This is a genomic window from Sphingopyxis fribergensis (genome assembly GCF_000803645.1).
Lineage (GTDB): Bacteria > Pseudomonadota > Alphaproteobacteria > Sphingomonadales > Sphingomonadaceae > Sphingopyxis > Sphingopyxis fribergensis.
Genome location: NZ_CP009122.1, coordinates 4,091,554 through 4,104,489, shown reverse-complemented (window position 1 = coordinate 4,104,489; position 12,936 = coordinate 4,091,554). Strand labels below are relative to the sequence as shown.

The 12,936-nt window shown below is 64.0% G+C and carries 12 protein-coding genes; 4 read left to right on the top strand and 8 right to left on the bottom strand.

The features are described from left to right. Positions 1 to 60: 60 nt before the first annotated feature. The 8 genes from SKP52_RS19190 to SKP52_RS19155 form a co-directional block, all read right to left on the bottom strand. A complete protein-coding gene (locus SKP52_RS19190; protein WP_039577592.1) occupies positions 61 to 1,263 on the bottom strand; it encodes a serine hydrolase domain-containing protein in 1,203 nt (400 codons plus the stop codon). A 13-nt stretch (positions 1,264 to 1,276) separates the two neighbouring features. Next, a complete protein-coding gene (locus SKP52_RS19185) occupies positions 1,277 to 2,080 on the bottom strand; it encodes an SDR family NAD(P)-dependent oxidoreductase (RefSeq protein WP_039577589.1) in 804 nt (267 codons plus the stop codon). After that, on the bottom strand, positions 2,080 to 2,856 hold the full coding sequence (locus tag SKP52_RS19180) for an SDR family NAD(P)-dependent oxidoreductase (RefSeq protein ID WP_039577585.1): 777 nt from the start codon (positions 2,854 to 2,856) through the stop codon (positions 2,080 to 2,082). The genes SKP52_RS19185 and SKP52_RS19180 overlap by 1 nt, the downstream gene beginning before the upstream one ends. Continuing rightward, a complete protein-coding gene (locus SKP52_RS19175) occupies positions 2,853 to 3,920 on the bottom strand; it encodes a phosphotransferase family protein (RefSeq protein WP_039577581.1) in 1,068 nt (355 codons plus the stop codon). The genes SKP52_RS19180 and SKP52_RS19175 overlap by 4 nt, the downstream gene beginning before the upstream one ends. Continuing rightward, entirely contained in the window at positions 3,917 to 5,008 is a 1,092-nt protein-coding gene (locus SKP52_RS19170) for a Zn-dependent alcohol dehydrogenase (protein WP_039577577.1), read from the bottom strand. The genes SKP52_RS19175 and SKP52_RS19170 overlap by 4 nt, the downstream gene beginning before the upstream one ends. Positions 5,009 to 5,130: 122 nt before the next feature. Then, positions 5,131 to 6,420 carry an acyl-CoA dehydrogenase family protein gene (locus tag SKP52_RS19165; RefSeq protein ID WP_039577574.1) on the bottom strand — a complete coding sequence of 430 codons (1,290 nt, stop codon included), beginning with the start codon at positions 6,418 to 6,420 and terminating at the stop codon, positions 5,131 to 5,133. Positions 6,421 to 6,531: 111 nt separating this feature from the next. Next, positions 6,532 to 7,992: an MFS transporter gene (locus SKP52_RS19160; RefSeq protein ID WP_052208579.1), complete on the bottom strand. Its 1,461-nt coding sequence runs from the start codon at positions 7,990 to 7,992 to the stop codon at positions 6,532 to 6,534. Beyond that, positions 7,989 to 8,846, bottom strand: a complete 858-nt coding sequence (locus tag SKP52_RS19155) for an SDR family NAD(P)-dependent oxidoreductase (protein WP_039577572.1) — start codon at positions 8,844 to 8,846, stop codon at positions 7,989 to 7,991. The genes SKP52_RS19160 and SKP52_RS19155 overlap by 4 nt, the downstream gene beginning before the upstream one ends. A 172-nt stretch (positions 8,847 to 9,018) precedes the next feature. Between SKP52_RS19155 and SKP52_RS19150 the strand changes: the two genes are divergently transcribed. From SKP52_RS19150 to SKP52_RS19135, 4 genes are all read left to right on the top strand, one after another. Continuing rightward, entirely contained in the window at positions 9,019 to 10,200 is a 1,182-nt protein-coding gene (locus tag SKP52_RS19150; RefSeq protein ID WP_039577569.1) for an acyl-CoA dehydrogenase family protein, read from the top strand. Positions 10,201 to 10,203: 3 nt separating this feature from the next. After that, entirely contained in the window at positions 10,204 to 11,322 is a 1,119-nt protein-coding gene (locus SKP52_RS19145) for an acyl-CoA dehydrogenase family protein (protein ID WP_039577567.1), read from the top strand. A 137-nt stretch (positions 11,323 to 11,459) separates the two neighbouring features. Further along, the gene (locus SKP52_RS19140; protein WP_039577563.1) at positions 11,460 to 12,263 is read left to right on the top strand and encodes an SDR family oxidoreductase; all 804 of its coding nucleotides are present in this window, start codon (positions 11,460 to 11,462) and stop codon (positions 12,261 to 12,263) included. 146 nt (positions 12,264 to 12,409) lie between these two features. Next, entirely contained in the window at positions 12,410 to 12,925 is a 516-nt protein-coding gene (locus SKP52_RS19135) for a hypothetical protein (RefSeq protein ID WP_039577561.1), read from the top strand. Positions 12,926 to 12,936: the final 11 nt, after the last annotated feature.

Here is a 12,936-nt window from a genome sequence, read left to right as displayed (position 1 = left end):
GCGCATGCCATCTGGGTGTCTCGACTTCGCTCGACACGAACGGAGAGGTGGTGTTGCATTTCAATCATCAAGCGCAGCGTGGACCATCGTCTTGACCTCGCGCCGCACGGGATAGGTGGAGGAGGGCATCAACTGGGTCATGAAGACCATGCAGATTTCCTCGAGCGGATCGACGAAGAAGCCGGTCGAGAACATGCCGCCCCAGTAAAAATCGCCCGCCGAGCCGGGAATGCCCGCGCGCGCCGGATCGAGCGTGACCGCAAAGCCGAGCCCGAAGCCGACCCCCGCATTCTCGTCTTCGCTGAAAATGCCGACGCTGTGCTGCGTCAAATCGCCGCCGCCGACGAGGTGGTTCGACGTCATCAGATCGAGCGTCTTGCGGCTAATGATCCGTGTGTCGCCATATTTGCCGCCGCCGAGCAGCATCAGGCAGAAACGATGATAATCGTGAAGCGTCGAGGCAAGCCCGCCGCCGCCCGAATGAAAGCTGCGGTCCTTCGCCCAGCGGCTGCGCGCGCCTTCGTCAAAGCCCTGCATCTTGTCCCTGGGGTGGAAAGAATAGGCGTCGGCCAACCTATGCTGCTGCTCGGCGGGCACCTTGAACCCGGTATCGACCATGCCGAGCGGGTCGAAGATGCGCTCCTGCAAGACCTCGCCGAACGGCTTGCCCTCGATCCGCTCGATCACCGCGCCGAGCACATCGGTCGCCATCGAATAATTCCAGTGCGCGCCGGGGTCGAACTGCAGCGGGATTTTCGCCAGGTCGGCGATGAAGCTGTCCATCGTATAATCGGCATCGAAATCGTCGATCTTTGCTTTGCGGTACGCGGCGTCGACCGGCGTGCGCTCCTGAAATCCGTATGTAAGTCCCGACGTGTGGCGCAGCAGATCGACCATGCGGATCGGCGACGCGGGTGGGCGCATCAGGAACGGCACATTGCCGCCGCCCGCGACGAACACGCCGGTGTCCTTGAACTCGGGGCAGAACTTCACCAGCGGGTCGGACAGCGCGACCTTGCCCTCCTCGACCAACATCATGAAGGCGATGCTGGTGATCGGCTTGGTCATGCTCGCGATGCGAAAGATCGCATCGTCTTTCAGCGCTTGGCCCGGCCGCGCTTCGCCGATGACGGACTGGTGCGCAATCTCGCCGCGCCGCGACACCAAAGTCGCGGCATGCGGCAATCGGCCGGTGTCGATATATTTGGCGGCAAGAAAGGCGGGGATGCGGTCGAGCCGCGTCGTGTCGAATCCATGTGTCATGCGTGGCTGCCTATCAGTGCGAGGTCTGGCCAAGCAACTGGCGCGTTACCGGATGCGAACTCGTCAGCCCGCCATCGACCGCGATCGCCTGTCCATTGACATAGCTCGCCTGATCGCTCGCAAGGAACAGCGCGACATTCGCCAGCTCCTCGGGCTGCGCCGCGCGGCGCAGCGGATTGAGCTGGCCCAGCTTGTGCGTGACCTCCTTCGCCCTGGCATAGTCGAAGGTTGGCTTGGTCATCCCCGTTTCGGTGAGGCCGGGGCAGATGGCGTTGACGCGCACGCCGCTGGTCGACAGCTGCTGCGCCGCGACCTTGGCGAGGTTGATGACCCCCGCCTTCGATGCGGAGTAAGCACCCGGCCCCGCGCCCGAATTGATCCCGGCGACGCTCGCGGTCAGCACGATCGCGCCGCAGCGGCCCTGATCGACCATCGCCTTGCCCGCATGTTTGACCATCAGCGCGGGACCGATCAGGTTGACGCGCAACGTCTCGGCCCATTGGGCGGGGTCGAAATCGAAAATGCCGCCCATGTCGCCGATGATCCCGGCGTTGGCAAAAGCGACGTCGAGGCCGCCAAAGCTATCCTTCGCGGTGGCGACGAGCTTCGCGACATCGGCCTCGACCCCCGCGTCGATCTCCAGCGCGACGGCTTCGCCGCCGGCATCCTTCACCATTTGCGCCGTCTCATGCACCGCCGCGCTCTTGTCGCCAATGACGAGCTTCGCCCCTTCGGCAGCGAAGCGCAGCGCGCTCGCGCGGCCGATGCCGCTGCCCGCACCCGTGATGATCGCAACCTTGCCGTCCAATGCGCCCATCATGCGCCTCCCGAAATCGTGGCCCCGCCATCGCACACGATGGTCTGGCCGGTGGTGAATGCCCCCGCCTTGCTGGCAAGGAAGACCGCGGCGCCGGCGATCTCGTGCGGCTCGCCGATGCGCTTCAAGGTCGAAGCCGCGGTCGAGCGCCGCAAATTCTCTTCATTTTCCCACAAGGCGCGCGCCATGTCGGTGCGGATCAGCCCCGGCGCGATGCAGTTGACGCGCACGCCCTTGGGCCCGAACTCGACCGAGAAGTTGCGCGCGACCTGCATGTCGGCGGCTTTGGAAATCCCGTAAGCGCCGATGATCGGCGATCCCTTGAGCCCGCCGATCGAGCTGATGATGGTGATCGACCCGTCGCCGCGTTCGAGCATTTCGGGCGCGACCATCGAAATCAGCCAGTGATTCGACAAGATGTTATTGTCCATGATCTTGCGGAACTGATCGTCGCTGATGCCAAGGCCGGGGCCATAATATGGGTTCGATGCCGCGTTGCAGACGAGCGCAGTGATCTTCCCGAACACGGCGCGCGTTTCGTTGACGAGGTTCTGGAGGTCGTCCTTCGACGAGATATTGGCGGCGACCGCGATCGCGGTGCCCTCGCCGAACTTCGCGTTGATCGCCGCCGCGGTCGCGTCGCACGCATCCTGCTTGCGGCTCGAAATCACGACTTTCGCGCCCTGCTCGGCCATCGCTTCCGCTGTGGCTTTGCCAATGCCGCGCGACGAGCCGGTGATCAGCGCGACCTGGCCGGTCATGTCGAACAGGCTCATGCGCCGGCCTTTCGTGCAAATTCCCACGCCTTTTCGGCGAGCGGACGGACGCGTTCGGACATATCCTTCGCATGCTGCGACGAGGCGGTGCCCTCGATCACGCGCTTCTTGATGCCCTGGATGATGCCGGCGAGGCGGAAGAAATTATAGGCGAAGTACCAGTTCATGTCGGGCACCCCGTCGCGCCCGGTCGCGGCGCAATAACGTTCGACCATCGCGTCGAGTTCGGGAATGCCGAGCGCCTTGCGATCGAGGTCCATGACGCCCGAACGGCCGCCATTTTCGGTGACCCACGCCATCGCGACATAGGTAAAATCGGCGAGCGGGTCGCCCAAGGTCGACAGTTCCCAATCGAGCACCGCCAACACCTCGGGCCGGTCCTTGGCAAAGATCATATTGTCGATACGATAGTCGCCATGGACGACGCTGGTGCGCGTCTGTTCGGGGAGGCTCGCCGGCAGGAAGGCGATCAGCTTTTCCATCTCGTCCATCGTCTCGGTCTCGGCGAGCCGATATTGCTTGGTCCAGCGGTCGACCTGGCGGCCGAAATAATTGCCGGGCTTGCCGAAATCGGACAGGCCTGCGGCCTCGACATCGACTGCGTGCAACGCCGCGAGCGTGTCGATCATCGCTTCATAGGTCGCGCGGCGGTTCTCGGGGGTCGATCCCGGCATCGCGCCGTCCCAGATCGTGTGGCCGTCGACCATGCCCATCACATAGAACCAGCTGCCGACCACCGAGTCATCGGTGCAAAGCCCATATTGGCGCGCGACGGGGAAACACATTTTGTGCAAGCCCGCCTGCACCTTATACTCGCGATCGACCGCATGCGCCGACGGCAGCAGCGGGCCGAACGGCTTGCGGCGCAGCACATAATTGCCCGACGGCGCCGAAATCTTGTAGGTCGGGTTCGACTGGCCGCCGGCGAATTTGCTCTGCGTCAGCGGGCCTTCGAACCCTTCGACATTGGCTTCCATCCATGCGGTCAGCTTCGCCTCGTCGAGCACATCGGCGCCCTCGGGCGCGACGGTGCCGCTAAAGGCCTTTTGCGCGTCGAGCGTCATTGATCGAAAACGATCACCGACCGCGCGGCGTCGCCTTTCCGCATCTTGTCGAACCCGTCGTTGACCTTGGCGAGCGGGATCGTCTCGGCGACGATGCTGTCGAGGTCGAGCAGGCCGCGCAGGTAGAAATCGACGAGGCGCGGAATGTCGACCGGGAAACGGTTGCCGCCCATTATCGCGCCCTGCAATTTCTTGCCCGAGAGCAGGTCCATCGCGCTGAGCCCAACTTTTTCGGACAGCGGCATCATGCCGAGGATCGTCGCGGTGCCGCCGCGGCGCAGCGATGCGACCGCAAGGCTGGCCGAGGCGGGGCGCCCGACGGCCTCGATCGCATGGTCGACGCCGCCCTTCGACAGCTCGACGATCTGCTTCGCGGCATCGTCGGCGAGCGCATCGACGACATCGGTCGCGCCCAGCTTCATCGCCAGCGCGCGCTTTTCGGGCACCGGGTCGGCGGCGATGATCCGCCCCGCGCCCGCGATCTTCGCGGCGTTGATCGTCGCCAGGCCGACGCCGCCGCAGCCGACGACCGCCACCGTCTCGCCCGGGGTCACCTTGCACGCATTGAAGATCGTCCCCGCGCCCGTCGTCACCGCGCAGCCGATCACCGCCGCGCGGTCGAGCGGCATCGCGGGATCGATCGCGACGCAGGCATGTTCGTGGACGATCATCGTTTCGGCAAACGCCGAGAGGTTGAGCATTTGGTTCACCAGCGACCCGTCCGGACGCGTGATGCGCGGTGCGGAGCCCACCGCACGGCGCGTGTCGCCGCCCATGCACAGCGACATGCGGCCGGTGACGCAAAACTCGCAATGGCCGCAAAAGGCCGACAGGCAGGTGACGACCGCGTCGCCGACCTTGACCGTGCGCACTTCGCTGCCGACCGCCTCGACGATGCCTGCCGCCTCATGGCCGGGAATAGCGGGGAGGGGGTGGGGATAGGCGCCGTCGATGAAATGCAGGTCCGAATGGCAGAGCCCGCACGCGGCGGTGCGGATGCGCACCTCGTGCGGGCCGCAATCGGCAATCACGACGTCTTCGATCGACAGCGGCTTGCCCGGTTCGATCAGGATCGCGGCTTTGGTCATTCAAAATCTCCGTTCAGTCCCCCTCCCGCGTGCGGGAGGGGCTAGGGGAGGGCATGTCAATTCCTGACGGGGAAGGAACAGGCCCTCCCCCGACCCCTCCCGCAAGCGGGAGGGGAGAAAGTTTATCGCGAAACCCCGACATCGCCCGACGAGAAGCCCGGCTCGCTCGCTTCGCTATGCTTGGCGAATTCGATGCGGGCGATCGCGCGTTCGTGCACCTCGTCGGGACCGTCGGCCAGACGCAGCGTGCGCTGGTGCGCGAAGGCTTTGGCCAGCCCGAAATCCTCAGACACGCCGCCGGCACCATGCGCCTGGATCGCGTCGTCGATGATCTTCAGCGCCATGTTAGGCGCCTGCACCTTGATCATCGCGATCTCGGCCGCGGCCGACTTGTTGCCGACCTTGTCCATCATGTCGGCGGCCTTGAGGCACAAGAGGCGCGTCATCTCGATATCGATGCGCGCGCGCGCGATGCGATGTTCCCAGATGCTATATTCGGCGATCTTCTTGCCGAACGCGACGCGCGACTGCAGCCGCTTCGCCATCTTCGCAATCGCTTCCTCGGCGACGCCGATCGTGCGCATGCAGTGATGGATGCGGCCCGGGCCGAGGCGTCCCTGCGCGATCTCGAAGCCGCGTCCTTCGCCGAGCAGCATCGCCTCCTCGGCATTGACGCGGACGTCCTTCAACTCGATTTCCATATGGCCGTGCGGCGCATCGTCGTAACCGAAGACCGGCAGGTGGCGCAGGATATTCACGCCGGGCGCGTCGAGCGGCATCAGCACCATCGACTGCTGCGCGTGGCGCTTGGCGGCAAAGTCGGTCTTGCCCATCACGATCGCGACCTCGCAGCGCGGATCGCCCGCGCCCGACGACCACCATTTGGTGCCGTTGATGATATAATCGTCGCCATCGCGCTCGATCCGCGTTTCGATGTTCGTCGCGTCGGACGAGGCGACCGCAGGCTCGGTCATCAGGAAGGCCGAACGGATCTGACCATTCATCAGGCGGCCGAGATATTTTTCCTTCTGCGCGCGCGTCCCGTAACGGTGGAACACTTCCATATTGCCGGTGTCGGGCGCCGAGCAGTTGAACACTTCGCTCGCGAAACCGACGCGGCCCATTTCCTCGGCGCACAGCGCATATTCGAGGTTGGTGAGCCCGGGGCCCTCGAATTCGAAGGTCTCGTCGACATGGTGGTGCGCGCCGCTGCGCGGGGGCATAAACAGGTTCCAGATGCCGGCGTCCTTCGCCTCGGCCTTCAGATCCTCGACGATCTGGATGACTTTCCAGCGGTCGCCGGCCTTGTCCTGCTCGTTATAAACGGGGACGGCGGGGCGAACCTTGCGCTCGATGAAATCGCGCACCCGGTCGCGCCAATAGACCTGCCGGTCGGTAAGGTCGAAATCCATCTGCGCTTCCTTTCCCTTTACGTTCACGTAAACCCTTGGACCGATTCGTCGGCCTTGCCAAGTCCTGCGGTCCTAAAATTACCTCATTTGGTCATGCGGCGCATTTTTCGCTCACGGATGCGCGCCGCTCGCATCGGGTTCGGCGCGCGCCGCATCGTCCAGCAGCGCGAGCCGCGCCTCATGGTCGGCGCGCGAGATCGGGAATTTGCGCATCACGATCAGCCCTAGCGTGCCGATGATCAGCACCGCGAGCGCATAGCCGAGCGCGAGATTGCCGAGCACGTCGCCACCGACCTCGCCCGGCTTCGCATTCGGCGGAAAGGCCGCGAAGGACAGGATCAGCCCGGCGACAAAAATGCCGATACCCGTCGCGCATTTCTGCATGAAGAAATAGCCCGCGAAGAATAATCCCTCCGACCGCCGCCCCGTTTCGCTCTGCGACGCCTCGACGACATCGGCCATCATCGACGACGACAGGATCATCAGGATGATCGAAAAGCTGTTCGACACGAACACCAGCGCGAACATTGTCGCCACGCTCGGCTTGCCGGGTAGGCCGGGAAAGACGCCCTGGATCCACGCGAAATAGATGCCGCTGTTGACGAGCAGCGCGATCGCCCCCGCAAAAATCGCACCGTCGCGCTTGCCAAGCTTTGCCGAGAGCGGCGCGACGAGCACGAAGGCGGCGATCATCGAGGCGAAGAGCAGGAAGACATAAGCGACCATTTCGCCCTGCGTGAACTGCCAGAAAAACCCGAGCAGATAATTGTTCATCGAAAAAGTGATGCCCTGATTGATGAAACCGAACAGCGCCGCGAAGATCAGCCACAGGAAGGCGCGGTTCGACAGCGTGTCGCGCATCTCGCCGAGCACCCGTCGCAAGGTCGTTTTCGGCTTCACATCGGCGACGTTCGATACCGCGATCCTTTTATGCTGCCCGGCCGCCGAAACCAGCACCGCGCCCGCCATCATCAACGCCCCGGCAAGCGCATAGGGGAAATAGCCGTCGGGATCGACGAGGCCCTTGGCGCCGCCGAAGAAAACCCCATAAGCGAGCAGCAGGATGAGCAGCCCGCCGCCCCAGCCGAACAGAAAGCGAAAACGCATCACCGCGGTGCGTTCGTCGTAATCGCCGGTCAGTTCGGGGACGATCGCAACCGACGGCACTTCGCAGCAGGACACCAGTGAGCGGACGATGATCGCAAAGCCGATCAGCCACGCGACCGTCATCGTGTCGCTCATCGCGGGCGGGCTCCACAGCAACATCCATGCAATTGCGAGCGGGATAGGAGCGACATAGAGCCAGGGCAGGCGGCGGCCCCAGCGGCTGCGCGTGCGGTCGGTAAGCTCGCCGATCACCGGATCGACGAACGCGTCGGCGATCAGTGCGACCATGATCGCGGCGCCGACGATCCCCGCGTCGATCCCGATCACCTGATTGTAGAAGAGCAGCAGGAAGGTCGAAAAGCCATTGTCCTTGACGCCATAAGCGATGCTGCCAAGCCCGTGTGTAGCTTTTAACCAGAGCGGCAGCCGCTGGGGGCGCGGAACCGCGACTGTCGCCGCGCTCACGCGGTGGCTCCGGCTTTCGCCGCTTCCTCCATCGCAAGCAGGGCATCGAACATGCCTGGCGTTTCCTTGTCCCACGCGTGGCGCTGGCCGATCGTCAGCCCGCCGTCGACCAGCATATGCGTGCCGGTCATGAAGCTCGATTCCTCGCTCGCCAGATAAGCGACGGCGTTGGCGATATCGTCGGGCTGGCCGCCGCGCGCGACGGGCTGGGCGTTCGCGCTCATCTGGGCGATCACTTCATTCGCCTGCGTCTTGAGTTCGCCCGGCACTTCGAGCGAGGCGGTGAAGATATTGGTGTTGATGAAGCCGGGGCAGATCGCGTTGACGCGGATGCCGTACTGCGCGAGATCGGTCGCCGCGACCTTTGAGAGGTGCAGGACACCCGCCTTGGCCACCGCATAGGCGATCGGCGAATAGCCGGCGCCGAGCGCCGCGACGCTAGCGGTGTTCACGATGCTGGCGCCTTTGCGGCCCTTCATATGCGGCGCGGCATAGCGGATGCCCATCGCGACCGATTTCAGGACTAGGTCCATCGTGCGGTCCCAACCCTCGGGGCTGATCTCGTCGATCGGCGCGCGGTCGCCTCCCGCCGCGGCATTGTTGAAGACGATGTCGATGCCGCCGGCTTTCGCGGCGGCGGCGTTCATCAGTGCTTCGATGTCGGCGGGAACGGTCACGTCGCATCGCACGAAGTCGATCTTGCCGTTCGACTGTCCGGCCAGCGCCTGTCCGCCCGCTTCGTCGATATCGGCAGCGAAGACATGCGCGCCCTCGCTCGCGAGTTTCAAAACTGTGGCTTTGCCGATTCCCGACGCTGCTCCGGTGACGACGGCAATCTTGCCCGCGAATCGCATGACCCATTCTCCCGTTTTCTTTTGCCACTTAGCTTAGGCGCCAAAGGTGACGCGTCAACGGCGGTCGAACCGACGCTACGGCGCCGTAACGGCAGGTGCGTCCGCCCAAGTTGACGCTTGCGTAAAGCTGGCGACTGCTCCTAGATTTGGCGCAGGAAGAGGAGCCTGAAATATGAGCGATCTGGACGCTTTTCGCGCTGAAGTGCGCGCTTGGCTGGAAGCGAACTGCCCCGCCGAAATGCGCGAACCCATCCGCGAAGAAGGCGACGTCTGCTGGGGCGGACGCAATTGGGTGTTCAAGAACGACGCCCAGAAACAATGGCTCGAAGCCTGTGCTGCCAAGGGTTATACCGTCCCCGACTGGCCCAAGGCTTATGGCGGCGCCGGGCTGACGCCCGAGCAGACCAAGATCTTCAAACAGGAAATGAAGCGCATCCATGCGCGCTCGCCGCTCGACAGCTTCGGCATCTGGATGCTCGGCCCCGCGCTGTTGCAATTCGGCACCGAGGAGCAGAAGGTCCAATATCTCAACCCGATCGCGCGCGGCGAAATCCGCTGGTGCCAGGGCTATTCGGAACCCGGCTCGGGCAGCGACCTCGTTTCGCTTCAAACTTTCGGCGAGGACAAGGGCGATCACTGGGTGGTCAACGGGTCGAAAATCTGGACCAGCTACGCCGACCAGGCCGACTGGATTTTCTGCCTCGTCCGCACCGACAAGGCGAACAAATATCAGGGCATCACCTTCATGCTCTTCGACATGGCGAGTAAGGGTGTCACCACCAAGCCGATCCTGCTGATCAGCGGCAACTCGCCCTTCTGCGAAACCTTCTTCGATGATGTCGAAGTGCCGAAGACGCAGTTTATCGGTGAGATCAACCGCGGATGGGACGTCGCCAAATATCTGCTCGGCCACGAACGCGAGATGATCTCGGGCGGCGGCGCGGGCGGCGACATGATCAGCATCGGCGGCGCCTTTGCCAAGGCGTTCGGCAAGAATGCGGCGGGCGAACTCGACGATCCGATCCTGCGCGCCGAAATGGCGGCGTTCGACGTCGATGTCTTTGCGTATCGCGCGATGGGCGAACGCTTCATGGACATGTGGAAGACCGGCCGCGCGCATCCGGCCAGCTCGAACATGATGAAATATGTCGGCACCGAACTCAACAAGCGCCGCCACGAACTCGTCATGTCGGGAGGCGGCAGCGAAGCGCTCGAATGGGACAGTGAAGAGACCAAGGGCGGCGCGCGTGCGCGCGGCTGGCTGCGCACCAAGGCCAATTCGATCGAAGGCGGGACGAGCGAAGTCATGCTCAACGTCATCGCCAAGCGTATCCTCGACCTGCCCGGAGCCTGACCCATGCCTTTGTACCACAATGACGACCAGGCGATGCTCAAGGACAGCGTCGCGCCCTTCGTGGCCGAACAGGCGCCGGTGTCGCATCTGCGCAAGCTTCGCGACAGTGCCGACGCCACCGGCTTTTCGCGCGACCTCTGGGCGCAGTTCACCGAAATGGGCTTGCCCGGCATGCTTGTTCCCGAGGCGCATGGCGGGCTCGGCATGGGGCATATGGAGGCTGGCATCGTGCTCGAGGAAATCGGCCGCAATTTGACCCCGTCGCCCTTCTTGTCGACCAGCGTCGGTGCGGTCGCCGCGCTGGCGAAGGCGGGCGGTACGCAGGCGGGCCGCTGGCTCCCCGCGATTGCGTCGGGTGAGGCGATCGTCGCGCTCGCGATCGACGAGGGCGCCAAGCACCGCCCCGACCGCATCGCGACCACCGCGACGCGCGCCGGCAACGGCTTCCGCCTCGACGGCAAGAAGAGCTTCGTCCTCCATGGCCATGTCGCCGACATGAGCATCGTCGCGGCGAAGACTGATGGCGGGGTCACCCTGTTCGCAGTGCCCAAGGACGCCAAGGGCCTGACGGCCGACGCGCGCCGCCTCGTCGACTCTTCGCTCGCGAGCCATGTCACGCTCGACGGCGTCGAGGTCGATTCCGACGCGGTGATTGGCGAAGTCGATGCGGGCGGCGACATCCTCGACGCTTTGCTCGCCGCGACGCGCACCGGTGCCGCCGCCGAAATGGTCGGCGTCGGGCAGGGCGCGATGGACATGACCGTCACATACCTCAAGGAACGCAAGCAGTTCGGCAAGCTGATCGGCGAGTTCCAGGGCCTCCAGCACCGCGCCGCGCATCTCTACGGCGAGATGGAAGTCGCACGCGCGACCGTAATGAAAGCGCAGCAACTGCTCGATGAGGGCAGCGAAGGCGCAAAGCTGATGGTCTCGGTCGCCAAGGCGAAGGCCGGCCGCGCCGCCAACCTCGCAGTGCGCGAGGGTGTGCAGATGCACGGCGGCATCGGCATGACCGACGAATATGACATCGGGCTCTATATGAAACGCGACCGCGCGCTCGCCGAATATATGGGCGACGTGCATTATCATATCGACCAGGTCGCGCGGATGAACGGATATTGATCTGGATTACGCCCTCCCGCAAGCGGGAGGGGCAGCGAGCCCCGGATCAAGTCCGGGGCGCAGCGGGGAGGGCATCGTGAGCCCACACGCCCCACCCCAACCCTCCCCTGAAGGGGAGGGAGCAAAAGGATGAGACAATGAACCTTCAGGACATGTTCGGCCTCGACGGCCGCATCGCGCTCGTCACCGGCGGCTCGCGCGGGATCGGCAAGATGATCGTCGAGGGCTATCTCGCCGCCGGCGCCGCGCGCGTCTATATCTCGGCGCGCAAGACTGCGCAGATCGAGGAAGCCATCGCCGATTTCGAAACGCGCTATCCGGGCAAGGTAATCGGGCTTCCGGTCGACCTGTCGACCGTCGAGGGCTGCCGCGCGCTCGCCAAGGAACTCGAAGCGCGCGAGGAACGCCTCGACATCCTCGTCAACAATGCCGGCGCCGCGTGGGGCGAACCCTTCGAAGGCTTCCCCGAGGCGGGCTGGGACAAGGTGATGGACATCAACGTCAAATCGCCCTTCTTCCTGACGCAGGCTTTGCACGGGTTGCTCAAGGCGGGCGGGACGCACGAACGCCCGGCCAAGGTCATCAACATCGGCTCGATCGACGGGATGCGCCTCAATCCGTGGGAAACCTACAGCTACCATGCGTCGAAGGCCGCGATCCTCTATCTCACCAAGCGCCTCGCCGCGCGGCTCGTCACCGACCATATCCTCGTCACCGCCATCGCGCCGGGCGCGTTCCAGTCGGACATGAACAAGGCCGCGCGCGACCATGGCGACGCGGTGGCAAAGAGCATTCCGGTCAAGCGCATCGGCGTGCCCGAAGATATGGCGGGCGCCGCGATCTTCCTCGCGTCGAAAGCGGGCGATTATGTCGTCGGCGACACGATCACCGTCGACGGCGGACTGGTGCACGGCGACGTGCGGACCAGCATCGACGCCTGATTTTTCTCGTCACCCCGGACTTGATGCGGGGTCCACGACCGCACGGGAGGCATGGATGCCGGATCAAGTCCGGCATGACGATGCAGAGAAATTGACTCTCGATCTCCTTGGTGTATTATTTATATAACTCACCAAGGAGATTTCCCATGCGTCTCGCTTTCCTCATTTCCCCGATGATGCTCCTCGCCGCCTGCGGGCAGGAGAAGGAAAATACCGAGGGCACCGAAGTCTCGATCAACGCCGGCGACGAGCATGGCGGGGTGCAGATCAAGTCCGGCAAGGACGGCGGCAATATCAAGATCGGCGGCGACGGCGCCGCGATCAACATCGACATCCCCGATTTCGTCGATCTGAACATCGAAGATGATTTCGATATCGATGGCGTGAAGCTCTATCCGGGCAGCAAGGTCACCAAGGTCGACGTCGACGCGAACGACAAAAATGGTGCCGACACGGCGACGGTCAAGCTCGGCTTCACCTCGCCCGCCGCGCCGAAGAAGGCTGCCGACTGGATGGCCAGCGAGTTCGCCAAGAAGGGCGTCAAGGTCACGCGCAGCGGCGACACGCTTGCGGGCAAGGACAAGGACGGCGCCGATTTCCGCATCAACTTCGCCCCCGATGGCGCGACCGCCAAGGGCGAGGTGGTGATCACGAAGGTTTGAGGACAGCCCGA